Annotated in this window: 20 protein-coding genes and 4 pseudogenes; 6 read left to right on the top strand and 18 right to left on the bottom strand. The window is 73.9% G+C overall.

Features of this window, described 5'->3' with window-relative positions:
- Window positions 1-221 precede the first annotated feature (221 nt).
- From MF408_RS10100 to kduI, 9 genes and pseudogenes are all read right to left on the bottom strand, one after another.
- On the bottom strand, window positions 222-1319 hold the full coding sequence (locus MF408_RS10100; RefSeq protein WP_240251258.1) for a sugar kinase: 1098 nt from the start codon (window positions 1317-1319) through the stop codon (window positions 222-224).
- Between the two features lie 12 nt (window positions 1320-1331).
- Entirely contained in the window at window positions 1332-1961 is a 630-nt protein-coding gene (gene eda / locus MF408_RS10095; protein WP_240251257.1) for a bifunctional 4-hydroxy-2-oxoglutarate aldolase/2-dehydro-3-deoxy-phosphogluconate aldolase, read from the bottom strand.
- Window positions 1961-3463 (bottom strand): aldehyde dehydrogenase family protein, encoded by a 1503-nt coding sequence (locus tag MF408_RS10090; RefSeq protein WP_240251256.1) that lies wholly within the window; start codon window positions 3461-3463, stop codon window positions 1961-1963. Before MF408_RS10090 ends, eda begins: the two co-directional genes overlap by 1 nt.
- A gap of 76 nt (window positions 3464-3539) precedes the next feature.
- Complete coding sequence (locus MF408_RS10085; protein ID WP_240251255.1) at window positions 3540-4535, bottom strand: ABC transporter permease; 996 nt, start codon at window positions 4533-4535, stop codon at window positions 3540-3542.
- Between the two features lie 2 nt (window positions 4536-4537).
- Window positions 4538-5983, bottom strand: a pseudogene (locus MF408_RS10080) (sugar ABC transporter ATP-binding protein); the annotation flags it as partial.
- Window positions 5984-6093: 110 nt separating this feature from the next.
- The gene (locus MF408_RS25240; RefSeq protein WP_275693459.1) at window positions 6094-6423 is read right to left on the bottom strand and encodes a hypothetical protein; all 330 of its coding nucleotides are present in this window, start codon (window positions 6421-6423) and stop codon (window positions 6094-6096) included.
- 94 nt (window positions 6424-6517) lie between these two features.
- Window positions 6518-8194: pseudogene (locus MF408_RS10075) on the bottom strand (substrate-binding domain-containing protein); the annotation flags it as partial.
- A gap of 120 nt (window positions 8195-8314) precedes the next feature.
- Window positions 8315-8998, bottom strand: coding sequence for an SDR family oxidoreductase (locus MF408_RS10070; protein WP_275693393.1), 684 nt, complete (start codon window positions 8996-8998; stop codon window positions 8315-8317).
- Window positions 8999-9089: 91 nt separating this feature from the next.
- A complete protein-coding gene (gene kduI / locus MF408_RS10065; protein WP_240251254.1) occupies window positions 9090-9908 on the bottom strand; it encodes a 5-dehydro-4-deoxy-D-glucuronate isomerase in 819 nt (272 codons plus the stop codon).
- A gap of 165 nt (window positions 9909-10073) precedes the next feature.
- Here kduI and MF408_RS10060 point away from each other — a divergent pair.
- Window positions 10074-10223 (top strand): annotated as a pseudogene (locus MF408_RS10060) (hypothetical protein); the annotation flags it as partial.
- A 154-nt stretch (window positions 10224-10377) separates the two neighbouring features.
- Window positions 10378-10872: an IclR family transcriptional regulator C-terminal domain-containing protein gene (locus tag MF408_RS10055; RefSeq protein ID WP_240251253.1), complete on the top strand. Its 495-nt coding sequence runs from the start codon at window positions 10378-10380 to the stop codon at window positions 10870-10872.
- Between the two features lie 10 nt (window positions 10873-10882).
- Here the strand turns inward: MF408_RS10055 and MF408_RS10050 are convergent, their stop codons facing one another.
- Both MF408_RS10050 and MF408_RS10045 read right to left on the bottom strand, forming a co-directional pair.
- Complete coding sequence (locus MF408_RS10050) at window positions 10883-11833, bottom strand: diacylglycerol kinase family protein (RefSeq protein WP_240251252.1); 951 nt, start codon at window positions 11831-11833, stop codon at window positions 10883-10885.
- The gene (locus MF408_RS10045) at window positions 11830-13443 is read right to left on the bottom strand and encodes an FAD-binding oxidoreductase (RefSeq protein WP_240251251.1); all 1614 of its coding nucleotides are present in this window, start codon (window positions 13441-13443) and stop codon (window positions 11830-11832) included. The genes MF408_RS10050 and MF408_RS10045 overlap by 4 nt, the downstream gene beginning before the upstream one ends.
- Before the next feature lie 17 nt (window positions 13444-13460).
- On the opposite strand from MF408_RS10045, the gene MF408_RS10040 reads away from it, so the two are divergent.
- From MF408_RS10040 to MF408_RS10025, 4 genes are all read left to right on the top strand, one after another.
- On the top strand, window positions 13461-14096 hold the full coding sequence (locus MF408_RS10040) for a TetR/AcrR family transcriptional regulator (protein WP_240251250.1): 636 nt from the start codon (window positions 13461-13463) through the stop codon (window positions 14094-14096).
- Entirely contained in the window at window positions 14093-15649 is a 1557-nt protein-coding gene (locus MF408_RS10035) for a glycerol-3-phosphate dehydrogenase/oxidase (RefSeq protein ID WP_240251249.1), read from the top strand. Before MF408_RS10040 ends, MF408_RS10035 begins: the two co-directional genes overlap by 4 nt.
- Window positions 15650-15732: 83 nt before the next feature.
- A complete protein-coding gene (locus tag MF408_RS10030; RefSeq protein WP_275693392.1) occupies window positions 15733-16761 on the top strand; it encodes a sigma-70 family RNA polymerase sigma factor in 1029 nt (342 codons plus the stop codon).
- The gene (locus tag MF408_RS10025; protein WP_240251248.1) at window positions 16761-17384 is read left to right on the top strand and encodes a TIGR03086 family metal-binding protein; all 624 of its coding nucleotides are present in this window, start codon (window positions 16761-16763) and stop codon (window positions 17382-17384) included. The genes MF408_RS10030 and MF408_RS10025 overlap by 1 nt, the downstream gene beginning before the upstream one ends.
- Window positions 17385-17427: 43 nt before the next feature.
- Here the strand turns inward: MF408_RS10025 and MF408_RS10020 are convergent, their stop codons facing one another.
- The 7 genes and pseudogenes from MF408_RS10020 to MF408_RS09990 all read right to left on the bottom strand — a co-directional run bounded on the left by MF408_RS10020 (window position 17428) and on the right by MF408_RS09990 (window position 24849).
- Window positions 17428-18822, bottom strand: a complete 1395-nt coding sequence (locus MF408_RS10020) for an MFS transporter (RefSeq protein ID WP_240251247.1) — start codon at window positions 18820-18822, stop codon at window positions 17428-17430.
- A complete protein-coding gene (locus MF408_RS10015; protein WP_240251816.1) occupies window positions 18819-19394 on the bottom strand; it encodes a zinc-binding dehydrogenase in 576 nt (191 codons plus the stop codon). The genes MF408_RS10020 and MF408_RS10015 overlap by 4 nt, the downstream gene beginning before the upstream one ends.
- Window positions 19276-19686 (bottom strand): hypothetical protein, encoded by a 411-nt coding sequence (locus tag MF408_RS10010; protein WP_240251814.1) that lies wholly within the window; start codon window positions 19684-19686, stop codon window positions 19276-19278. The genes MF408_RS10015 and MF408_RS10010 overlap by 119 nt, the downstream gene beginning before the upstream one ends.
- 217 nt (window positions 19687-19903) lie before the next feature.
- Window positions 19904-20848: a DUF2332 domain-containing protein gene (locus tag MF408_RS10005; RefSeq protein WP_240251246.1), complete on the bottom strand. Its 945-nt coding sequence runs from the start codon at window positions 20846-20848 to the stop codon at window positions 19904-19906.
- Between the two features lie 304 nt (window positions 20849-21152).
- Window positions 21153-22613, bottom strand: a pseudogene (locus tag MF408_RS10000) (NAD-dependent succinate-semialdehyde dehydrogenase).
- Window positions 22610-23599 (bottom strand): penicillin-binding transpeptidase domain-containing protein, encoded by a 990-nt coding sequence (locus MF408_RS09995; RefSeq protein WP_240251812.1) that lies wholly within the window; start codon window positions 23597-23599, stop codon window positions 22610-22612. Before MF408_RS09995 ends, MF408_RS10000 begins: the two are co-directional and overlap by 4 nt.
- The gene (locus MF408_RS09990) at window positions 23596-24849 is read right to left on the bottom strand and encodes an NTF2-like N-terminal transpeptidase domain-containing protein (protein ID WP_240251245.1); all 1254 of its coding nucleotides are present in this window, start codon (window positions 24847-24849) and stop codon (window positions 23596-23598) included. The genes MF408_RS09995 and MF408_RS09990 overlap by 4 nt, the downstream gene beginning before the upstream one ends.
- Window positions 24850-24903 lie beyond the last annotated feature (54 nt).

Raw genomic sequence — 24903 nt, 5'->3', positions numbered from 1 at the left:
TATGAGGGCCGTCACACAGAGTCAAGAACCCTGTCCAAGATCGTGAACGAAATCCCCATCTAGTTCAGATACATGAACTCCGGCCCACCCCGCGGAGGATGCGGGGTGGGCCGGAGGAGGTAGTGCGCCACAGTGGCAGGGCTGGGCACACTGAGGGCCCCGCGTCGTGGCGGGCCCAGCATAGGAAGGAAAGCGGGTCTGCGAGGTCGTTTCGGCGAAGGTCAGCGGCGCACGCGCGCGCTACCGCCCGAAGCGAGGGCGTAGACCTCCTCCCGGGTCACCATCGACGTGTCGCCCGGCGTCGTCATCGCGAGCGCTCCGTGCGCGGCGCCGAGCTCCAGGCACTGCTGGAGCTCCTCGCCCGCCAGGAGGCCGTAGACGAGACCGGAGGCGAAGCCGTCGCCGCCGCCCACCCGGTCGTAGATCGCCAGGTGGTCACGCGGCGTCGACGACAGCACGCCGGTCTCCGGCGACCACGCGATCGCCTGCCAGTCGTTGTCGCTCGCCGTGTGCACGGTGCGCAGCGTCGTCCCGACGACCGACAGCCACGGCATCTTCTCCGCCACGGTGCCGACCATCGCCGCGAAGCTGTCGATCGGCAGCGTGCGGAGGTGCTCGTCGACGTGCTCGACGCTGAAGCCGAGCGCGGCGGTGAAGTCCTCCTCGTTGCCGATCATGACGTCGACGTGGCTCGCGAGCCGGGTGTTGACGTCGCGGGCGACCTCGGTGCCCCCGATGCCCGCCCACAGGCTCGGCCGGTAGTTGAGGTCGAAGGAGACGATCGTGCCGTGCTTCTGCGCGGCCGCCATCGCCTCCTCGGCCACCGCGGCCGACGACTCCGACAACCCGGCGAAGATGCCGCCGGTGTGGAGCCAGCGCACGCCGCGCCGGCCGAACAGGTCGTCCCAGTCGACGTCGCCGGGCTTCATCTGGCTGATCGCGGTGTTGGCCCGGTCGGACACACCGACCGCGCCGCGCACCCCGAACCCGCGCTCGGTGAAGTTGAGCCCGTTGCGCGTGGTGCGGCCGATGCCGTCGTACTTCTCCCACCGGATCAGCGAGGTGTCGACACCACCCTGCATGATCAGGTTCTCGACCAGGTGGCCGACCTCGTTGTCCGCCAGGGCGGTCACGACCCCGGCCCGCAGGCCGAACACCTTGCGCATGCCCCGGGCGACGTTGTACTCACCTCCGCCCTCCCAGGCCTCGAACCGGCGCGCCGTGCGCACCCGGGTGTCGCCCGGGTCCAGCCGCAGCATCACCTCGCCGAGCGCGACGATGTCGAACTCGCACTCCTCGGCGGGACGGACGTTGATCATGCAGATGCTCCTTCAAGGGTGGGGGAGGCCGGCTGGCAGGCGGCGACGGTCGCCGCGCAGCGCGGTGACCTCGTCCCACTGCCCGGCGGCGAGGAGGCCGGGTGCGACCATCCAGCTGCCGCCCACGGCCGAGACCGCCGGGTGCGCCAGGTACGACGGCGCGCTGTCGGCGGTGATGCCGCCGGTCGGCACGAACCGCACCTGGGGGAACGCGGCGGCGAGCGCCTTGATGGTCGGCAGCCCGCCGTTGGCCTCCGCGGGGAAGAACTTCACGGTGTCGAGACCCAGGTCGAGCGCGGCGATGATCTCGGTCGCCGAGCTCACCCCGGGGAAGACCGGCAGGTCGAGCTCCTGGGCACGGCGGACGACCGCCGTGCTCAGGCCGGGCGACACGATGAAGCGGGCACCCGCGTCGTGCGCCTGGTCGACCTGGTCGGCCGTGATGACGGTGCCGGCACCGACCAGCAGGTCGGAGCGCTCGGCCAGCCGCCGCAGGACGGCGGCGGCCTCCGGCGTGCGGAAGGTAGCCTCGGCGACCGGCAGGCCGCCGGCGACCAGGGCGGCGCCGAGGTCATCGGCGCGGCCCGGGTCGTCGAGCACCACCACGGGGACCACCTGGTGGCCCCCCAGCACACCGGCCATCAGCGCAGCTCGGCGATGACGGTCTTGAGCTCGGTGTAGTCGTCGAGACCGAACGAACCGAGCTCGCGGCCCCAGCCGGACTGCTTGTAGCCGCCACGGGGCAGGGTGACGTCGTCGGCGTGCCAGGTGTTGAGCCACACCGTGCCCGCGCGCAGCTTGGAGCCGACGCGGTGCGCCGTGCCGAGGTCGCGCGACCAGACACCGGCGGCGAGGCCGTAGACGGTGTTGTTGGCCGCGGCGACGACCTCGTCCTCGGTGTCGAACGGGATCGCGGTCACGACCGGACCGAAGATCTCGTCGGTCTGGACGGCCATGTCCTCGGTGACGTCCTTGATCAGCGTCGGCTGGAAGAAGTAGCCACGGTCGGCGGCCGGGTCGCCGCTGCCGGCGACGACGGTCGCACCGTCGGCGATGGCGCCCCGGACGTAGCCCATGACCTTCTCGTGCTGCTCCTGGGAGACCAGCGGACCCATGTCGGTGCTCGGGTCGAACGCGTCGCCGACCTTGATCGCGCGCGCCGCCGCGGCGACGCCCTCGATCACCTCGTCGAAGACCGCCCGCTGCACGTAGAGGCGCGAGCCGTTGACGCAGCACTGGCCCTCGTTGAAGTAGCCCGCCAGGGCGGCACCGGCCACCGCGGCGTCGAGGTCGGCGTCGGCGAAGATGATGTTCGGCGCCTTGCCGCCGAGCTCCAGCGACACCTTCTTCAGGTTCTTGGAGGCACCCGCGGCGATCTTCTTGCCGACCTCGGTGCTGCCGGTGAAGGCGACCTTGTCGACGCCCGGGTGGTCGACCAGCGCGGCACCGGCGTCACCGAAGCCGGGGACGACGTTGACGACACCGGCGGGGACGCCGGCCTCGAGGAGCAGCTCGCCGAGGCGCAGGGCGCTCAGCGGGGTCTGCTCGGCGGGCTTGAGCACCACGGTGTTGCCGGCGGTGATCGCCGGGATGACCTTGAAGCAGGCCATCGTGAGCGGGAAGTTCCACGGCACGATGCCGGCGACGACGCCGATCGGCTCGCGGCGGGTGTAGGCGTGGAACTCACGGCCCGGCACCGACATCGGGATGGTGGTGCCCTCGATCTTGGTCGCCCACCCGGCGAAGTAGCGGAACAGCTCGGCGGCGACGCCCACGTCGCCGAGGGCGGCCTCGAGGCGCTTGCCGTTGTCGAGCGACTCGAGCTGGGCGAACTCCTGCGCCCGCTCGTCGATCATGTCGCCGATGCGCCACAGCAGGTGCGAGCGCTCGCGGGGGCTCATCCGGGCCCACGGCGAGCCGGCCTCGAACGCGCGACGCGCGGCACGGACCGCGCGGTCGACGTCGGCGGCGGCGCCCTGGGCGACCTGGGTCAGCTCCTCCTCGGTCGCCGGGTTGATCGTCGCGAACGTGCGGCCGTCCTGGGCGTCGACCCACTCGCCGTCGATGAGCAGCTGCTTGGGCTTGGCCAGGAAGTCGCGCACGGCGGGAAGGAGCTCGGAGTGGTCACTGGTGACGGTGGTCATGTTGCCTTTCCTTGGCAGTCGGATCGTTGGGTGTGTCGATCGTTGACAGGGATGTTGGATCGGGTGGGATCGCTGCTTACTTGATGATCAGCACCTTCGAGCGGTCGAGGGTCAACGCGACGGCCGCGACGATGATCGCGCCGTACAGGATCTGCTCGTACGCCGACGGCACGCCGACGATCGGGAGGCCCACGCGGAGCAGGCTCACGACGAGCGCACCGGCGAGGCTGCGCCACACGCTGCCGTGGCCGCCGGTGATCGCGGTGCCGCCGACGACGATCGCCGCGACGGCGGGGAGCAGCAGGTTGTCGGCCATGGTCGGGCTGCCGCTGAAGTTGCGCGACACGAGCATGATCGCCGCGAGTCCGGCGCACGCGCCGGAGACGCAGAACGCGCCGATCTTGACCAGGTCGACCGGGGTGCCGGCCAGCCGGGCGGCCGACTCGGAGTAGCCCGTGGCGGTGATCCAGCTCTGCAGCGGGGTCAGCCGGAGCACCAGCGAGATGGCGGCGACCACGACCACCGCGACGACGACCGACACGGGGATGTAGCCGCCGACGTACATGTTGAGCCACGAGGTGGCGTCGCGGTCGACGATCCGGATCGGCCCGGCGTCGGAGACGACCAGGGCGATGGCGGAGAAGATGCTCATCCCGCCGAGCGTCACGATGAACGACGGTATCCGCAGGAAGACGTGCGCGATGCCCTGCACCGCGCCGATCGCGGCCGCCACGCCGATCACCGCGAAGGTGGTGAGGCCGCCCAGGTCGGGCAGCCACATGGCGAAGAATACCGTCGACAGCGACGCCAACGCAGCGATCGACAGGTCGATGCCGCCGCAGAGGACGACCAGCGTCGCCCCGGCCGCCAGCACGATCAGCGGTGACGCGGTGCGGGCGGCGGCGGTCAGGCTCCGCTGGGTGAAGAAGTCCGGGTCGGCGATGGTGAGCGCTCCGAGGAGCGCCACCAGCGCGATGACCGGCATCAAGGAGGTGAGCCGCTGCCCGAGGGTCGGGCCACCCTTGGCGGCGGCAGCGGCCGCCGCCGGCTCGGCGATGACGGGGGTGGACACGGCTAGACCATCTCCTTGACGAGGTCGAGGGGGGTCGGCTTCGCGCCCGACGGGCAGCCCACCTCGGTGGTCACCCGGCCGTCGCTCATCACGACGATCCGGTCGGACATGCCGATGGCCTCCTCGAGGCTGTCGGCGAGCAGCACGGTGGCGACGCCGCTGTTGGCGAGCTCGCGCATCAGGCGGTAGACCTCCGACCGGGCCCCGATGTCGAGGCCGCGGGTCGGGTGGTCGAGCAGCAGCAGGCGTACGTCGCCCGAGACCAGCCACCGGGCGAGGACGACCTTCTGCTGGTTGCCGCCGGAGAGCCGCTGGATGGCGGTGCCGCGGTGCGGCGTCCGGATGGAGAGCCGCTCGATCCAGCGGTCGACGAGCGTGGCCTGCTTCTTCGGCGAGACCAGCGGGCCCGTGCACCGCGCCTTCTGCTTGGTGAGCGTCATGTTCTCCGCCACCGACATCGGACCGACCATGCCCTCGGTCTTGCGCTCGGCCGGCACGTAGCCGATGCCGGCCGCACACGCGGCGCGGGTGCCGCTGAGCTCGAGCTTCTTGCCGTCGAGGGTGATCTCGCCGGCCGTCGTCGGCTCGGCGCCGAACAGCGCCCGGCAGAGGTCCTCGCGGCCCGAGCCGTGGACACCCACGACGCCCACGATCTCGCCGGCATGGACGTCGAGGTCGACGTCGCGGAACGTCTTGGCGGTCAGGCCGCGGACGCTGAGCATCGGCTTGGGCTCCGCGGGCCGCTCGGCCAGGTTCTCGTGGTAGTGGTCGTCGGACCCGGTGGAGCCGATCATCATCCGGTGCAGCTCGGCCGGCGCGGCGCCGGCCGTCTGCACCTCGCCGACCGACTGGCCGCTGCGCAGGACCGCGACCCGGTCGCAGACGTCGAGCACCTCGTCGAGCCGGTGCGACACGAAGACCACCGAGGCGAACTCGCGCAGCCGCCGGATCTGGGTGAAGAGGGTCTCGATCTCCTTCGACTCCAGCACCGAGGTGGGCTCGTCGAGGATGATCACCGGCGGGTGCTGGCTGCGCTGCTCGATGCGCAGCACCTTGGCGATCTCGACCATCTGCCGGTCGGCGAAGTTGAGCGTGTCGGTGCGCGCGAGCGGGTCGATGTGCGACCCGAGCTTGTCGAGCTGCTCCTGGGCCAGCTTGCGCATCCGGTCCCAGCGGTAGACGCCGCCCCGGACGCCCGGCCCCTCGCAGCCGAGCACGATGTTCTCGGCGGCGGTGAGGTTGGGCACCAGCGACTGCTCCTGGAAGACCATGCCGATGCCGTGGCTGGCCGCGTCGTCGACGCTGCGGAGCCGCACCTTCTCGCCGCGGACGTAGATGTCGCCGCGGTCGGGCTTCACCAGGCCGACCAGCGCCTTGAGGAGGGTGGACTTGCCGGCGCCGTTCTCGCCGGCCAGGCCGAGCACCTCGTGCTGCTTGACGACGAGGTCGACACCGTCGAGCGCCTTGACGCCCGGGTAGTGCTTGACGAGACCGCGGACCTCGAGCGCCGGCACGGGGGCCGGCGTCGTGGTCTCGGCCTGCGGCTGCTGGTCGATGCTCACTTGACCACCTGGTTCCTTCGACGCTGCGGGATGACCGCGGCGGCGACCGCGGCGACGACGATCAGGCCCTGCACGCCGCCCTGCCAGTAGGGGCTGACGCCGACCTGCACCAGGCCGTTGGTCAGCACCATGATGAGGAGGACGCCGACGGCCGAGTGGAGGATGCCGCCCCGGCCACCGGTCAGGAGGGTGCCGCCCACGACGGCCGCGGTGATGGCGGAGAAGTCGTAGCCGTCGCCGGCCTGGACGAGGCCGGCGCCGAGCTGGCTGGTGACCATCACGCCACCGAGGCCGTAGAAGGCGCCGGCCAGGGTGAAGACGACCACCTTGTAGGGCGCGACCTTCACGCCCGAGAGGGGACAGCACCTCCTCGGCACCGCCGATCGCGAACGCGTAGCGGCCGAGGCGGGTGTAGCGCTGGATCAGGTAGCCGACGAGCACGCAGCCCGCGGCGATCCAGGTCAGGTAGGAGAAGCCGAGGAACCGGTCGACGGCCCAGCTCTCCAGGGTTGCGTCGCTGATGTTGGGCTGGACCCCGTTGAACATCAGCGTCGCGAGGCCGAGCCCCACGGCGGACACACCGAGGGTCGTCATGAACGACGGCACCTTGAGCATCACCAGGGCCAGGCCGCTGAGGCAGCCGAGGCCGGCCGCGAGCAGGACCGCGATCGCCACCCCCAGCAGCCCCAGGTCGTTGCCGTTGCGGTTGTTCTCCACGAGCAGTGCGACGGCGAGGGCCGAGGCCCCCATCACGCCCGGTGCCGAGAGGTCGATCGACCCCATCATCAGCACGAACGTGATGCCGCACGTGACGACGCCCAGCACTGCGGCGGCGTCCATGATGTTCTGGACGTTGCTGAAGCTGCGGAACTCGGGGCTCAGGGCCGCGAACACGCAGAAGATGACGACCAGCGCGATCGGAGGACCGGCGTCCCGGAGCGACACCCCCGCCGAGGCTGGGGGCGCGCCGTCACGACGTCGACGTCCTCGGCGGGGGGATGTCAGGGTCATTACAGGGAACCCGCCACCCGGTTGAAGACGTTGCCGCACTCGAAGTCGGCCGGGTCGGTCTCCGGCGACTGGAACTCGGCGACGTTCTCCTCGGTGATGAGGAACTGCTCGGCGAAGAACGCGCGGTTCTCGTCGGCGATGTCGTCGACCGAGAGCTCGCCGGTGGCGACGCAGTAGCCGATGGCCAGACCCACGGCACCCCTGCCACGGACCGTCGCTGGAGACGGTGGCGGTCATGCTGCCGTTCTCGATCGCGGTGAGCGCGTCCGGGACGGCGTCGATGCCGACGACGGCCACGTCGCCCTCACGGCCGGCCTGCTGGAGCGCCTCGAGCGCGCCGAGCGCCATGTCGTCGTTGGCGGCCCAGATGCCCTTGACGTCGTCGCCGTGCTTGGTCAGCAGGGTCTTGGTGACCTCGAGCGCCTCGGCACGGGAGAAGTTGGCGGTCTGGTCGTCGAGCAGCTCGACGTCCGGGTTGGCGGCCAGCGACTCCTCGAGGCCGGCGAACCGGTCCTTCGCAGCCGCGGTGTCGAGGACACCCTGGAGGGCGATGATGCCGCCCTCGCCGCCGATGGCCTCGGCCAGCGCGTCACCGATCTGCTTGCCGGACTCCACACCGTTGTAGGTGATGTGGGACAGCCAGTAGTCGTACTCGGTCGGGTCCATGTCGGCCGGCTTGTTCCACTGCGTGACGACGTAGACGCCGGCCTCCTCGGCACCCTCGACGATCGGCGGGGTGTCGGAGTCGCCGTTGGGCAGGACGTTCATGACCAGGCACTCGGTGTCGCCCGCGAGGCGCTGCGCGATCTGGTCCTGCTGCTTGGTGGAGTCGCCGTCGTAGGTGAGCCGCTCCTGGGTGAGGCCGACGGACTCGGCGAACGCGTCGCCACCGTCGAGCCACGACGCCTCGTAGGGGTTGGACTCGTTCCGGACCTGGCCGAGGAGCTGGACCTCGGAGGGCTCGCAGTTGCCGGCGCTGGCGGAGCTGTCGTTGTCGGCGCTCGACTCCTCGCTGCAGCCCGCGAGGGCGATCGCCGCGACCGACAGGCTGAGCAGCGCGGCAGCGGGGCGTGACTTGAACTTCATCATCGTTCCTCTGTTTTCTGTGATGACGCCGGGAGATCCGGGTTGGTTAGTCCCGAGATGTCAATCGGGCCGCAGGTGCGGCGGAGGTGGTTCAGACGGAATGACCGGTGAGCGGTCGGGTCAGCGAGCCATCCACCCCCCGTCGACGACGAGGACGTGACCGTTGACGTAGTTGGCGGCCGGGGAGGCGAGGAACACGGCGGCACCGGCGATGTCGTCGGGGCGGCCCCAGCGGCCGGCCGGGATCCGCTCGAGGATCGAGCGCGAGCGCTCCGGGTCCTCGCGCAGGGCCGTGGTGTTGTCGGTGGCCATGTAGCCCGGCGCGATCGCGTTGACCTGCACGCCGTGCGGGCCCCACTCGTTGGCCAGCGCCTTGGTGATGCCCGCGACGCCGTGCTTGCTGGCGGCGTAGGACACGACCCGGAAGCCGCCCTGGAACGCGAGCAGGCTGGCGATGCTGACGATCTTGCCGTAGCCGCGCTCGACCATCGGCCGGCCGAACTCCTGGGTGAGGTAGAAGAGGCCCGACAGGTTGATGTCGAGCACCTTCTCCCACGACTCGCGGGGGACGTCGACCGTGTCGACCCGGTCGATGATCCCCGCGTTGTTGACGAGGATGTCGACCTGGTGGCTGGCGAGCACCTCGGACGCGACGCCCGCGATGGCGTCGTGGTCGGAGACGTCGAGGTCGACGACCTCCACCCCCCGGCCGAGGTCGCGGATCATCTTCTCGGTGTTCGTCTGGCTCCCCGGGAGGCCGAGGAGGACCAGGTCGGCGCCGGCCTGGGCCAGCCCGAGGGCCACCCCTGGCCGAGGCCGCGCCCGGCACCGGTGACGACCGCCGAGCAGCCGCTCAGGTCGAAGGGAGAGCGACTCTCGGCCGCGAGCAGCCCGGTCACAGGTCCTCCAGCGCGACGGCGGAGAGGTCGGTGTAGGCGTTGTTCTCACCGGTCATCGCCCAGATGAAGGCGTAGGACCCGGTGCCGGCGCCGGCGTGCACCGACCACGGCGGGGAGATGACGGCCTGCCGGTCGGAGACGACCAGGTGGCGGGTCGCGCCGGGCTGACCGAGGAAGTGGAAGACGCGGGCCTCCGGGTCGAGGTCGACGTACATGTAGACCTCGGTGCGCCGGTCGTGCAGGTGCGGCGGCATCGTGTTCCACACCGAGCCGTCGGAGATCACGGTCACGCCGAACTGCAGCGCGGCGGTCTGCAGGTCCGAGCCCCAGGCGTACTTGAACAGCCTGCGCTGGCTGGCGCCGGCGGCGGTGCCGATCTCCATCGGCTCGACCTCGTCGTGCTTCACGACGGTGGTCGGGTACGCCGCGTGGGCGATCGCGGACACGAAGTAGAAGGCGGCGTCGGCGCCGGCGAAGGTCACCTCGCTGCCGCGGCCGACGTAGAGGCCGTCGAGGTGGCTCAGCTCGAACTTCTCGCCGTCGACGAGCACGTGACCCGCGCCGCCGACGTTGATGATGCCCAGCTCACGGTTGGCGAGGTGCTGCTCGGTGCCGAGCACGTCGGTCCAGGCGGGCAGCTCGAGCTGGCCCTCGGCCGGGACGGCCCCGCCGACGACGAGGCGGTCGTCGTGGGTGTAGACGCCGCGCACCTCGCCCGCGTGGAACAGGTCCTCGACCAGGTAGTTGTCCCGCAGCTCGGCCGTGGTGGCCGTCTCCGCGCTGGACGGCGCTGTGGAATATCGGACCTGGATCACTGGTACTCCTCGTCTTTGTGAACTACGTTCGTCTATGTGAACTAGCGAGGACCGTACACGTGACCGCAGTCACGGTCAAGAGGATGAAACCTGTCCATATATGTGGACAACGCGTAGAGTGGCATCATCTAACACGGCGCACCGGGCGTCACTCGGAACGGGGTAATGCGATGCAACTACAGACGGAGAAGCCCGCCAACGGCACGGCGGGGACCGGTGAAGTCGGCCGCACGCGCCCTCGACCTCCTCGACGAGATCGCCGCCAACGGCCCCGGCACCCAGCTGCAGCTGTCGACGCGGCTCAACATCCCCAAGAGCAGCCTCCACGCGCTGCTGCGGACGATGACCGAGCGCGGCTGGCTGCAGACCGACCCCACCGGCAGCGTCTACCGGCTCGGCCTCCGTTCGCTCGTCGTCAGCTCCGCCTACCTCGCCGGCGACCCGGTCCTCTCCCCGCGCGCAGGCGGCGATGGACGAGATCTCCGCGGCCACCGAGGAGACGGTCAACCTCGGCCGGCTCGACGGGCTGAGCATCATCTACACCGGCAAGCGCGAGTCGGTGCACCCGCTCCGGATGCACCTCCCCGTCGGCCGGCGGCTCCCCGCCTACGCCACCGCGCTCGGGCGGGCGGTCCTGGCCGAGATGCCCGCCGAGTCCCGCTCCGCCCTCGTGCCCGACCAGATCGAGGCGCTCACCCCGCACACGGTGGTCGAGAAGGACAAGGTGCTCGGGATCATCGAGGACGCCGAGCGTCTCGGCTACGCCACCGAGAGCGACGAGTCGTGCGTGGGCGTGCGGTGCTTCGGCGTCGCGCTGCCCTTCTCCCGGCCCGCCGTCGACGGGCTCAGCGTCGCCGTGCCGATCAGCCGCCTCGACAACGGTCGTCAGGACCTCATCATCGAGACGCTGCTGAGCGTCAAGGCCCGGCTCACCCTGGAGCAGGCCAACAGCATGGCCCGCTGACCCGGCGGGTTCAGCGCAGGAACCGCACGGCACCCGGCCGCAGCTCGACCTCGAGCGGCTCGGCACCCCGTCCGGGCAGGTCGCCCAGCGGCTCGCCGTCCGCACCGGCCGGCACCGGCGCGCCGCTGCGCTCGTAGGTGCCCGTGAGCGCGACCCGGGTGCCCCGCAGCACCGTCACCTGCGGCAGCGCCACGTGCCCGCCGTCGTAGACCTTGGGCAGCCGGCGGATCAGCTCGGGCCGGGAGCCCGCCTCGACCACCACCACGTCGAGCTCGCCGTCGTCGACGGCAGCCCCGGGAGCGATGGCCATCCCGTTGCCGTAGTAGCGGGAGTTGGCGACCACGACGCACGCCGCCCGGTGCTCCGACTCGCGGATGCGTCCGTCGGGTGCGGTCACCCGCACCGCGAGGTCGACCGGGCGGTAGGAGGCGAGGGCACGGACGGCGGCCACCGGGTACTGCAGACGCGAGGGCAGCCACCGCGAGCGGTCGACGATCTGGGCGGCCCGGGCGTCGACACCGGCGTACGCCGACCCGGCGACGAGGACGGCCGGCCGGCCCGGCACCGCGACCGCGAGGAGGTCGACCGGCGTCGGCGTGCCGCCGAGCAGCAGGCCGGCCTGGGCGTCCGGCTCCTCCGGGACACCGAGCATCCGTGCGAAGTCGTTGCCGCGCCCGGCCGGGACGACGGCGAGCACCGCGCCCTCGTCGGCCGCGGCACCTGCCACCGACGACAGCATCCCGTCGCCGCCGACCGACACGACCACCCGTCCGTCGGCCGCCGCGGCCTTCACCAGGTCGCGGGCGTCGCCCGGCCCGGAGGTGTAGGCGACCTCGACGTCGGCACCGGCCTCCCGCAGCCGGCGGGCGAGCGGCACGGCCACCCGGGGTGCGGCGCCGCCGCCGGCGACGGGATTGACGAGGAGCGCGAACCGCCGGGCGGGAGCCGTCGGCCGGCTCACGGGACCAGCACCCCGGGGTTGAGGATGCCCGCCGGGTCGAGCGTGGCCTTGACCGCGCGGAGGACGTCGACGCCCAGCGGCCCGATGCCGGCGGGCAGCCAGTCACGGTGGTCGGTGCCGACCGCGTGGTGGTGGGTGATCGACGCGCCGCAGGCGACGATCGCGTCGTTGGCGGCCGCTTTGGCCCGGCGCCACCGCTCGAGCGGGTCGTCGCCGCCCGCCGCGACGACGGTGAAGTAGAGGGAGCAGCCGGTCGCGTAGACGTGGGAGACGTGGCAGAGCACCATCGTCCCCTCCCCCAGCGCGTCCACCAGCGCCTCGGTCACCGCGGCGCGGAGGCGCTCGCGGCCGGACCAGAAGGTCGCCGTCTCGAGGGTCTCGACGAGGACCCCGACGTCGAGCAGCGAGTCGCGGAGGTAGGGCGCGGCGTACCGGCCCTGCACCCACGCCTCTCCTGGTCCCGGTCCGAGCGGCGTGCCGCCCGCACCGCGCAGGACCTCGGCGACCGCGGCTTCCTGCCGGTCGACCGCGGCCGCCGTGCCCTCGTGGCCGACCACCATCAGGCAGCCACCCTCCACCACACCCTCTGCTGTGTCCTGGCCGCCGCCGATGGCGTCGGGCCGCGCCAGGTTGACGGCGGTCTCGGCCTCGTCGGAGAGCCGGAGCACCGTCGGCAGGAGGTCGGCCTGCGCCAGCAGGCGCATCGCGTCGGCGCCCGCGGCGAACGACGGCCAGCGCCACCCCTCGTAGCGGCGCACCTCGGGGAGCGGCCGCACCCGCACCGTCACCTCGGTGATCACCCCGAACGCGCCCTCCGAGCCGAGGAAGAGCTGGCGCAGGTCGGGGCCCGCGGCGTCGGCCGGGGCGGTGCCGAGCCGCACCTCTCCTCGCGGCGTCGCCACGCGGAGGCCGACGACCATCGCGTCGAACCGCCCGCGGCCGGCACTCGACTGGCCGCTCGAGCGGGTGGCGGCGAACCCGCCGATCGAGGCGAACTCGAACGACTGCGGCTGGTGGCCCAGCATCAGCCCGTGACCGGCGAGCAGCGCCTCGGCCTCGGGTCCTCGCAACCCGGGCTCGAGGGTGGCGGTCGCCGAGACCGGGTCGACCGCGAGCAGCCGTCGCATCCGGGCGAGGTCGAGCGAGAGCACACCGGCGAGCCCGGCGCGCCGCGCGACCAGGCCGCCCGTCACCGAGGTGCCGCCGCCGAACGGGACGACGGCGACCCGATGCCGCTCGGCCAGGCCGAGCACCGCCGCCACCTCCTCGTGCGAGCCGGGCCGGACGACCAGGTCCGGTGCGTCGCCGAGGTCGCCGGCACGCTGCCGGAGCAGGTCGGGGGTCGAGCGGCCGCGGGTGCGCTGCCGCCGCAGGGTGTCGTCGAGGCGGACGTGCTCGCTCCCGAGCAGCCCGCGCAGCTCGTCGACGACAGCGACGGGGAGCCGCGACGGAGGCACCGCCACGCCGTCCTCCGCCGGGCGCTCCGCGAGCGGGAACACCAGGCCGACCAGGTCGCGGACCGCGTCGGGCAGCGGGGCGGCGTGGGCCGGGTCGCCCCACCGGGTCGGCGGCATCTCGGGCTGGCGCTGGTCGGGAGGGAGCTCGGTCACGTGTTACAGTGTGACATATGTCGTCACTCCGTCACAACGACGCGGGCGAGCCCATCCCGGCCCCGCAGTCGTCGGCCCGGGACGCCTACCTCGACGCGGCGCGCGCCTGCATCCTCGACGTCGGCTGGCGGCGTACGACGCTCACGGAGGTGGCCCGCCGGGCCGGGGTGTCCCGGATGACGATCTACCGCACCTGGCCGGACATGCCCGCGCTGCTCGGCGACCTGATGACCCGGGAGTGGGGCGGACTGGTCGCGGCTGCCCAGCCGGACCCGCGGCCGGACGGTGCGCCCACCCCCGAGCGGATCGCCGACGGCGTGCTGCGCGCGGTGCGGGCGCTGCGCGACAACGAGCTGTTCGTGCGGATCGTGGAGCTCGACCCCGAGCTGATCCTCCCCTACCTGCTGGCGCGGCGCGGTCGCTCGCAGGAGCTGGTGCTCGGGATCCTCGAGGAGCTGGTCGCGACCGGCCAGCGGGCCGGCACCGTGCGCGCCGGCGAGCCGGTGACCGTCGCCCGCGCCCTCGTGCTCGCCGCCCACGGGTTCGTGCTGAGCGCGCACACGATGACCGACGACGACGTCACCGCCGCCGCCCTCGACGACGAGCTGCGGCTGCTGCTCGCGCGGATGCTGCGGCCGGAGCCGGCGCCGTGAGCGGCCGGCGGATCACGGCCGGCCTCGCGGGCGCGCCGGAGTCGGTGGACCTGGTCGTGGTCGGCCTCGGCGTGACCGGGGCGGGGGTGGCCCTCGACGCGGCCGCCCGTGGTCTCCGCGTGCTCGCCGTCGACGCCTGGGACCTGGCCTGGGGCACCTCCCGGTTCTCCTCCAAGCTGGTCCACGGCGGCCTGCGCTACCTCGCCAGCGGCCAGGTCGGGGTCGCCCACGAGAGCGCGGTGGAGCGCGGGGTCCTGATGGAGACCACCGCTCCGCACCTCACCCGGCCGGTGCCCACCGTCGTCCCGCTCGCCGCAGGGGTGAGCCGGTCGGTGGGCGCCCTCGCCCGCGGCGGGCTGCTCGCGGGCGACCTGCTCCGCCGCGCCGCCGGCACCAGCGCCGACACGCTGCCGGGTCCGCGCCGGCTCACCGCGGCCGAGACCCGGCGGCTCGTGCCCGGCCTCCGCGCCGAGGCGCTGCGCGGGTCGCTCCTCGGCTGGGACGGCCAGCTCGAGGACGACGCCCGGCTGGTCACCACCCTCGCCCGCACCGCCGCCGGTCTCGGCGCCGCCGTGCACACCCGGGCGCGGGTGCTGTCGGCGAGCGCCACGGAGGTGGCGCTGCGCGACGAGCTCACCGGTGCGACGACCACCGTGCGCACCCGCGCGGTCGTCAACGCCGCCGGCGTCTGGGCCGGCTCCGTGGCGGACGAGGTGCGGCTGCGGCCCTCGCGCGGCACCCACCTCGTGCTCCGCGGCGACGCCCTGCCCGGGCTCGACGTGGTCGTCTACGCGCCGGTCCCGGGCGGCGCCAACCGGTTCGTGCTGGTGCTGCCGCAGCCCGACGGCCGGGTCTACGTCGGGCTCACCGACGAGCCGGTCGACGGACCCGTTCCCGACGTGGCGACGCCCACGGAGGTCGAGATCGGCTTCCTCCTCGACGTGGTGGCCGCGTCGTTCTCCCGGCCGGTCCGGCGCTCCGACGTGGTCGGGGCGTACGCCGGGCTCCGGCCGCTCCTCGACGGCGGCGACCCCGGCGACCCGACCGCGGACCTGTCGCGCCGGCACGCGGTGCTCACCGGCCGGTCGGGCGTCGTGACCATCGTCGGCGGCAAGCTCACGACCTACCGCCGGATGGCCGAGGACGCGGTCGACGCGGCGGTGGCGGGCGCCGGCCTGGCCGCGGGGCCCTGCGTCACCCGGACCCTGCCGCTGGCCGGCGCCCTGCCCCGCCCCGAGCTCGCCGCCCGGATCTCCCGCGCCGCCACTCCCGGCCACGCCCGGCTGCTGCGCCGGTTCGGCGCCGACGCCGACCTGGTGCTCGACACCGCCGCGACCGCGACCGGCCTGCCTGAGCCCGACCTGGTCGCCCCCGTCGACCCGGCGGTCCCCGTCACGCTCGCCGAGCTGGTCTTCGGCGTCACCCACGAGGGCGCCGCCGACGCCGACGACCTGCTGGACCGTCGTACCCGCGTCGGTCTGGTGCCGGCCGACCGGGTCCTCGCCGAGCCCGCCGCCGAGCGCGCCCTCACCCTCACTGCCGCCCGGTCCTGAGCGCCGCGATGAGTTTCCGGGTCGACCCGGGTCCGACTGTCAGGCAGAGTGGCAACCAGGAGTCGGGAGCAGTGATCGGGAGCATGGCAGTGGTGGACCAGGTGACGACCGGGACGGGCGAGATGACGGTTCGGTCCGCGGAGGCGGGCGCCGAGCTCGCCGACTTCGAGGCGCTGACGGGGCGCTACCAGCGGGAGCTGATGGCGCACTGCTACCGGATGAGCGGCTCGGTGCACGAGGCCGAGGACCTCGTGCAGGAGACGTTCCTGCGAGCGTGGAAGGCGTCGGCGGGCTTCCAGGGCCGCTCCTCGGTGCGGACCTGGCTCTACCGGATCGCGACCAACGTGTGCCTCACCAACCTGGAGGGGCGGCCCCGCCGGCCGCTGCCCGCCGGGCTCGGCACCGCCGACTCCCAGGCGGGTGACGCCCTCGAGCAGGACCACGAGATCCCGTGGCTGGAGCCGGTGCCGGACGCGGCGGTCGAGGTGGCCGAGCGCGACACGATCCGCCTCGCCTTCGTCGCGGCGCTGCAGCACCTGCCGGCGCGGCAGCGGGCGGTGCTGATCCTGCGCGACGTGCTCCGGTGGTCCGCCGCCGAGACGGCCGCGGCGCTCGACACGACCACCGCCGCGGTCAACTCCGCGCTGCAGCGCGCGCACGCCCAGCTCGGCGACCGGGCGCTGACTCCCGACGACGTCGCGCCCGACCTCGACGCCGCGCAGCAGCGGCTGCTCGACGCCTACCTCGACGCGTTCTGGCGCAAGGACGTCGACCGGATCGTCCAGCTCCTGCAGTACGACGCGACCTGGGACATGCCGCCGTTCCTCAACCACTACCGCGGCGCGGAGAACATCGCCCGGCTCATCGACTCCAAGTGCCCGGGCGGCGTCCACGACATGCCGATGCTGCGGACCAGCGCCAACGGCCAGCCCGCCTTCGGGCTCTACATGCGGCAGCCCGAGGGCCACTTCGAGCCGTTCCACGTGCAGGTGCTCGACCTCGACGGCGCGAAGGTCCGGCACGTCACGGCGTTCTTCGGCGCGGAGCACTTCGCCCGGCTCGGCCTGCCCGACCGGCTGCCGGCCGACTACGAGCCGGCCGCGACGAGCTGATGTCCGCCCTGCCCGGGCCCGACCCGAGCGGGCCCGAACCGAAGCGACCCGTCGCGATCGTCGAGCCGGGGGTCGAGCTGCTGGAGCGCGCCCTCTCCTACACCCGGGGCACGCTGGCGACGGTCCGCACCGAGCACCTGTGCTCGCCCACCCCCTGCACCCGGTGGCGGCTCGCCGACCTGCTCGCCCACATGGAGGACGCGCTCGACGCCTTCTCCGAGGGGGCGACCGGGGCGATCGACCTGCGCAGCACCGCGCCGACGCCGGTCGAGGAGCGGATCGGCTCGCTCCAAGTGAAGGCCTGCGGCCTGCTCGGCGCCTGGGCGGCCGCGACCACACCACTCGTCGACGTGGGCGGACGCCCGATGCCGGTCGCCAGCGTCTCGCGGCTGGCCGCGGTCGAGATCGCCGTCCACGGCTGGGACGTCGGTACGACGACCGGTTGCGGCGACCCGCTGCCCGACCCGCTGGCCGAGGCGCTGATGCCGACGGCCCTCGCGCTGGCCCTCGAGCAGCCCGATCAGCCCGATCAGCACCGTGAGTTCGGCGACCCGGTGCGGGTGCCCGCCGACGCCGGCCCGGCCCGCCGACTGCTCGGCCTCCTCGGGCGCGTCGCCCGCTGAGGCCGCGCCGTCGCCGGCCCGACCTGACGCCGGCCTGGCGGGCTCAGCCGGTCGGCACCGCCACCGGCTCGGCGGCGCCCGGCTCCTCGGCCTCCGGCTCCTCGCGGAGCGGGTGGGCCAGCTCGTCGGCGGGCAGCCGGGCCCACCAGATGGCCAGGGCCGCCGCGACACCCGGGACGACCGCGGCGATCGTGAACGTCACCCGCAGGCCGAGCCACTCCGAGACGGGGCCGGCCAACGCCATCGACACCGGCATCAGGCTGATCGAGACGAAGAAGTCGAGGGACGCCACCCGGCCGAGCAGGTGGGGCGGGACCCGGCGCTGCAGCAGCGTGCCCCAGATGACCATCGGTGCGGAGAACAGCACGCCGATCACGAACGCCGACGCCGCGACCACCCACACCGCGTCGGCCACGCCGATGACGAGGAACGGCAGGCAGCCGACGCCCCACATCAGGTTCATCACCGTGAGGTAGCGGCGCGGCATCCGGAAGGAGGCCATGACGAGCGAGCCGACGGCGCCGCCGATGCCGAAGCAGGCGAGCACGATGGCGTGGTCGCCCGGGCCGCCGCCGAGCCGGTCCTTGACCAGGAACGGGATGAGCACCTCGAGCGGACCCATCATCACCAGGATCATGATCGACGCGAACAGCAGCGTCGCGAGCAGCCAGGGGGTGCGGACCATGTAGACGAACCCCTCGCGGATGTCGGCGAGCGCGGTCGAGACCGCGCTGCCGGCACCGGCCGGCGCGCCGTCCGCGGGCAGCTCGCGCCGCACCGGGGTCAGCGGCACCGTGGTGAGGGCGAGCAACCCGAGCAGGCTGAACGTCGCCGCGAGGCCGAGCGCCGCCGCGGGCGACACGGCACCGACGACGACGCCGGCGACGCCGGGCCCGACGGCCTGACCGATGGTCGGGCGGACCATCCCCTCGAACCCGTTGACGGCCATCAGGTCGCGCTCGGGCACCAGCGCGGGGAGCCAGGCGGAGTAGGCCGGGTAGTAGAACGCCATGCCCGCGCCCGTGGCGAAGGAGACGGCGGCCAGGTGCCACAGCTGGGTGACGTCGGTCCACGACAGCAGCGCCACGACGCCCATGCCGGTGAGCTCGACGGCGGCGACGACGAGGAGGATCAGCTTCTGCGGCACCCGGTCGGCCACGACGCCGCCCAGCAGGGCGGGCAGCAGCACGCCGACCGCGCCGGCGGTCGAGACGAACGACAGCTGACCGGGACCGCCGCCGATCCGGATGACCTCCCACACCAGGGCGACCACCCAGATGCCGCTGGCGAACGTGCTCAGCACGAGCGCCGACCCGAGCCGCCGGTAGGAGGCGTGCCGGAACGGGGTCAGGGCGCGCGGCAGCCGCCGCGGCCCCGGGTCGAGGGGTGGCGCGGCCGCTTCGGGCGGGTCGGGCGTCGTGGTCAGCTGCTCGGTCATCGGTGTCCTCCAGTCTGGAGGTCGGGACCGACAGTCGCGACCGGATTCGTCGCCGGCCGGGTCGTCGCGGCCGGCTCCGGCACCAGCACGACCTTGCCCAGGGCGCGGCGGCCCTCCAGGTCGGCGTGCGCCCGGGCGGCCTCGGCGAGCGGGTACGTCGACACCAGCGGCCGCCAGCGGCCCGCGGCGAGGCGGTCGAGGGATCGCCGCGCCAACCCCGGGATCCCGCCGGGAAGGGCAGCCATCCGCGGGCCGAGGAGCCAGCCGGCGGTGATGCCGCGGTCGACCAGGTCGTCGGTGTCGAGCCGGGTCGGCCCGCCCGAGGAGTAGCCGAACATCGCCAGCCGCCCGCCCGGGGCGAGCAGCTCCAGCGCAGCGCGGCCCACGACGCCGCCGACGCCGTCGTGGACCAGGGTGACGCCGTCGTACCGCTCCCGCACCGTCGCGGCCCAGTCACGCTCGCCGTAGTCGACGACCAGCTGCGCGCCGAGCTCGGCGAGCCGAGCGGTCCGCTCCGGCCCCCGGGCGGCGGCGACGACCTCGGCGCCCGCCTCGAGCGCCGCCTGGGCCAGCAGCCAGCCGAGCCCGCCGGCGGCGGAGGGGGACGAGGACGACGTCGCCGGCCGCGGGCGGCTCGAGCTCGAGGACGCCGACGGCGGTCCGGCCGGTGCCGACCGCGGCCACCGCGGCGGGCAGGTCGACGTGGTCGGGCACCGCGAACAGCAGGCTGACCTCGCAGACCGCCTGCTCGGCGTACCCGCCCGGGACCGGTCCCAGGTGGGCCACGACCCGGCGACCGAGCCACGACTCCTCGACGCCAGGACCCACGAGGTCGACCGTGCCCGCGACCTCGCGCCCCGGCACCGTCGGCAGCGGCGCGGGGCGGGAGCGGACCCGCCTCGCCGCGCCGCAGGGTGGTGTCGAGGAGGTGGACGCCGGCGGCCGCGACCGCGATGCGCACCTCGCCGGGACCGGGCCGCAGGTCCGGCAGCTCCTCGAGGACCAGGTTGTCGGCAGGGCCGTGCTCGTGCAGTCGGATCGCGTGCATGACGCAAGGAAACGAATTGAAGTTGAGTTGAAGTCAAGGGCCCGTGGTGGGCGTCACCACCAGGTGAGGGACCGGCCGTGCCCGTGGGTGTGCCCGACGGAGCGACCGTCGAGCCCGAGCACGAACCGCCCGCCCGGCGGCTCCGGGCCGGTCGCCGTCACGGTGGGGAGGACGTGGCGGCCCTCGTTGCTCACCCAGCGGCAGCGGCCGTCCGCGACCAGCCCCCCGCATCGTCCGGTCGAACCGCGCGCGGTCGGCCTCCTCGAGGTAGGCCACGACCGCCGAGTGGAAGACGACGACCACGCCGTCGCTGCCGACGGCGGCGCGGGCCTCCTCCAGCCGGGCCGGGAGCAGCTCGAACAGGTCGCCGCGGCGGACGTCGGGCGGATCGCTGCGCGCCACGTCGATCGCGCGGGCGAGCTGCTCGCGGCGGTCGTCGTGCTCCGGCCACACCAGCGTCAGCAGCCAGCGCCGGTCGTCCTCGGCCGTGACGTCGAGCGGGTTCAGGTCGATCCCGCCGCGCCACACGACGGTCGGCAGCTCCTCCGGCAGCGGCACCGGGCCGGTGACCGCGCACTCCAGCACCGGGCCGACGCCGTCCGGCGGGCCGGCGGCACGCACGCCCTCCGCGGTGTGCCAGCGGTAGCGCCACCGGTCGGGGTAGAGGCAGAGGCCGGCACTCGCGCCCACCTCGAGCAGCGCCACCGGGCGGCCGGCCGCCGCCAGCGCGAACACCGGCGTCAGGGTCGCCAGCCGCCCCGCCTCGTTGGTCTGCGTCGCCCGGGTGAGGATCGTCCCGCGCACCGCGCCGTCGTCGCCGAGCAGCACCGACCGGAGCGCCTCGTACGGCGCGGGGGCGGCGAGCCCGTGCCACCGGGCGGCCGCGAACACCAGGTTGGGCTGCTGCTTCGCGTCCGGCAGCGTCTCGAGCCAGGCCTGCACCTCCGGGTCGTCGACCACCCCCCTCGGCCCACGCACGGAAGCACGGCGAGTCGTCGGCGTAGGCCGCGAACTCGGCGTACTTCTCCGCCACCGGCCCGTGCACGCGCATGGGGCGAGTGTCGCAGGGCGGGTGTGGCCGGGGGTCGGGGGCGCGGTCGGGGCGCGGTCGGGGCGGGTCGCCGCAGATTCATCACGGTATGTCGACGAACCTGCCCTTCCCACGGCGTACCCGCCATGGGAGGCGCCGACTCGCCTGCATACCTTGATGAATCTGCGCCAGCCGGGACCGGTGCGACCCCGCCGCCCGCGGCCAAGCCGCCGACTCCCGCCCCCGCCCCCGTCAGCCCGCCGGGATCGACACGTACGTCGTGTCGAGGTACTCCTCGATGCCCTCGAAGCCGCCCTCGCGGCCGAAGCCGCTGGCCTTCACGCCGCCGAAGGGGGCGGCGGCGTTGGAGACCAGGCCGGAGTTGACGCCGACCATGCCGAAGGCGAGCGACTCGGCGAGCCGCACGGTGCGGGGAGAGGTCGCGGGTGAAGACGTAGGCGACGAGGCCGTACTCGGTGTCGTTGGCGCGGGCGACGGCCTCGTCCTCGCTGCTGAACGTGGTGATCGGCGCGACCGGGCCGAAGATCTCCTGCCGGTTGACCTCGGCGTCCGGAGGTACGTCGAGCAGCACGGTCGGCGAGAAGAAGTAGCCGGGGCCGTCGGGGGCGGAGCCGCCGGTGACGACGGTCGCCCCCGCGGAGACCGCCTGGTCGACCAGCTCGCCGACGCTCTCGACGGCGCCCTCGTCGATCAGCGGGCCGACGTCGACGCCCTCGTCCTGGCCGCGGCCGACGGTGAGGGCGGCCATCCGCTCGCCGAGGCGCCGGGCGAACTCGGCGGCGACCGGCTCCTCGACGAGGAACCGGTTGGCGGCGGTGCACGCCTCCCCATGTTGCGCATCTTCGCGACCATCGCCCCCTCGACCGCGGCGTCGAGGTCGGCGTCGGCGAAGACGAGGAACGGGGCGTTGCCGCCGAGCTCCATGCTGACCCGCTGCAGCTGGTCGGCCGACTGGCGCACGATCACCTTCCCGACCCCCGTCGAGCCGGTGAAGCTGACCTTGCGCAGCCGCGGGTCGGCCATCAGGGTCTCGCTCAGCGCCCCCGACTGCTTGGTGGTGACGACGTTGAGGACGCCGGGCGGCAGCCCCGCCTCGGTGAGGAGGTCGGCGAGCAGGAGCATGGTCAGCGGCGTCTGGGCGGCCGGCTTGACCACCATCGTGCACCCGGCGGCGACGGCGGGGGCGATCTTGCGGGTCCCCATCGCGAGCGGGAAGTTCCAGGGCGTGATGAACAGGCACGGCCCGACCGGCTTCTTCATCGTCAGCAGCCGCGACCCGCCGGCCGGGTTGTGCATCCAGCGGCCGTGCACGCGCACCGCCTCCTCGGAGAACCAGCGGAGGAACTCCGCGCCGTAGGCGACCTCCCCCTTGGCCTCGGCGACGGTCTTGCCCATCTCCAGGCTCATCAGCCGCGCCAGGTCGTCGGCGCGACCGGTCGTGAGCTCGAACGCCCGGCGCAGGATCTCGCCCCGCTCGCGGGGGGCGGTGGCCGCCCAGGCCGCCTGCGCGGCCACCGCGGCGTCGAGGGCGGCCCGGGCGTCGTCGAGGGTGCCGTCGGCGGCGTCGGTCAGCACGGACCCGTCGGCCGGGTCGACGACGTCGAAACGACCGCCGTCGGAGGCGGCACGCCACTCACCGCCGATGAGGAGCTGGCGGCGGTCGGGCGGGAGCAGGTCGAAGTCGCTGGTCATGGCACCACTGTGGCACCGGTCCCGACCGGCGTCGCCGTCCGGAGCGGGTCGAACCACACTTTTCCGACGAACGAAGTCGACCCGCTCCCCTTCCCCGCCGCCGGCCGCGCGCTAGAGTTGGGGGCGTCGTACTTCGGAGGGAGCATCTCGTGAAGACGACCGGGCCCCGTCGTTGACCCCATGCAGCGCGGGGCCCGCCTTATTTTCGGTGACGCCGGGCCGGGCGGCAGACCCCCCGAGCCGTCCGGTCCGGTCCCGGAGACCCGGGCAGCGGCGGAGACCCGCGGCCGGCGGGTCAGCGGGCGGCCCGCAGGAAGGCCTCGACCAGCGGCCCGGCGGTCCGGGGAGCCGGAGGCGCCGACCTCCACGAACGCCGCCACCGCGAGATCGCCCTGCGCGGCCACCATCCAGGCGTGGGTCTCGACGCCGCGCTCCCCCTCGAACTCCGCGGTGCCGGTCTTGGCGACCACCGGCGCACCCGGCACGTCGGCGAGGCCGCGGCCGCTGGCCTCGGTGACGACCTGCCGCAGCATCGCGCGCAGCTGCTCGGCCTCCTCGTCGGTCAGCGGCGTGTGGTCGTGGTCGGCGACGTCGACCTGCTCGACGAGCCGCGGCACGACCAGCCCACCCTGCTGCACCGAGGCGACCACCGCGGCCATCGCCATCGGTGACGCCAGCACGGTGCCCTGCCCGATCAGGTCGGCCGCGGCGCCGGTCTCGGTGCTCGGCGGCTCCACGCTCCCGAAGTACGCCGGGAAGCCGAGGTCGTGGTCGACGCCGAGGCCGAGGCTGGCCGCGGCGTCGGCCAGGTCGTCGCCGTCGACGCGGTCGCGCTCGGAGATGAAGGCGGTGTTGCACGACTGCGCGACGGCCGTGCGCAGCGGGATCCGTCCCAGCGCCGAGGACGGGTAGTCGGAGTAGTTGCCGAACTCCTTGCCGTCGACGACGAGGGTCGGCGGGCAGGTGACGGTGGAGTCGGGCGTCAGCCCGGCCCGCAGCAGCGCGAGCGTGCTGACGATCTTGAACGTCGAGCCGGGTGGGGGAATTGGCCGAACGTCGCGTGGTTGAGACCGCCGGTGCCCGGCCCGTTGGCCGCGGCGAGGACCGCGCCGTCGCTCGGCCGGAGGGCGACCAGCGCGCTGGCGGGACCGACGTCGGCGAGCACCCGCTCGGCCTCGGCCTGGAGCCGGGCGTCGAGGGTGAGGGCGAGCGGCTCGCCGTCGACCGGGTCGACGCGGAACAGCTCGCGCTGCTCCGGCTCGTCCTCGGCGACCGCCTCGACCAGCCGGCCGGGCGTGCCGCCCAGCTGCTCGTCGTACCGGGCCTGGAGACCGGAGACCCCGGCGACGTCGCCCACCTGGTAGCGGTCGGGCTGCTCCTCGACCATCTCCGCGGTCACCGGCCCGACCCGGCCCAGGAGCGGCGCCGCGAACTCCCTGGTCGGCGCCAGCGCCATCTCGTCGGCGTAGGCGAGCGCGCCCTCGATGCCGTCGATGCCCGCGAGCACCCCGCGCGGCACCTCGCCCTTGCGGAACGTGATCGCCTCGACGAAGGCCCGGTCGCCGGCCGCCCGCACGGCCCGGACGTACGGCGCCACGTCGACGCCGACCAGCCGCGCCAGCTCGTCGGCGGCCCGGGCGGCCCGGCCGGCCGGCACCCGCACCCGGTCGATCCCGATCCGCACGACGGGGCGCTCGGTGACCAGCACCTCGCCGTCCGCCCCGGTCACGTCGCCGCGGCGGGCGGGGAGCGTGGTCGCGTCGAGCACCTCGTCGTCCGCGAGGCTCGGCTCCACCACCGACCGCTGCCACACGACCTGCCAGTCGTCGTCGCGCCGCACCAGCTCGGCCGTCGCCTCGTAGGTCCAGGTGGCCCCGGGCGCGTCGCCCGCACCGACGGGCCACGACCACTGCAGCGGGGCGGTGTAGCGCCCGCCGTCCTCCTCGACGTCGCCGGCGACGACCGTCGGCTCGAGGCCGTCCATCCCGGCCACGACGTCGGTGTAGGCGTCCGCGACCGCCGCCGGGTCCTCGTCGAGGTAGGCCAGCTCGGCGAGCGGACCGGCGTCGGGCGCGGTGCCGGCGCCCGCCTCGAGCGCGGCCGCGAGCCGGTCGGCGAGCTCGGCCACCTCGGCCCCGCCGGCCCCGGCCCCGCCGGCGTCCGGCGAGCCGTCGTCGTCGCTGCACCCGGCCAGGACGACCGCGAGCGCCAGGACAGCCACCGAGATCCGCCGCATGCGTCGGTTCTACCAGCCGCCCCCGACCCACCTCGCGGCCTCCGGCCGGAGCCG

The sequence above is a fragment of the Nocardioides sp. TF02-7 genome (assembly GCF_022437945.1).
In the GTDB taxonomy this organism is placed as follows: Bacteria; Actinomycetota; Actinomycetes; order Propionibacteriales; family Nocardioidaceae; genus Nocardioides.
The sequence above is the reverse complement of the archived record's forward strand: the minus strand, read 5'-3'. Positions and strand labels throughout refer to the sequence as shown.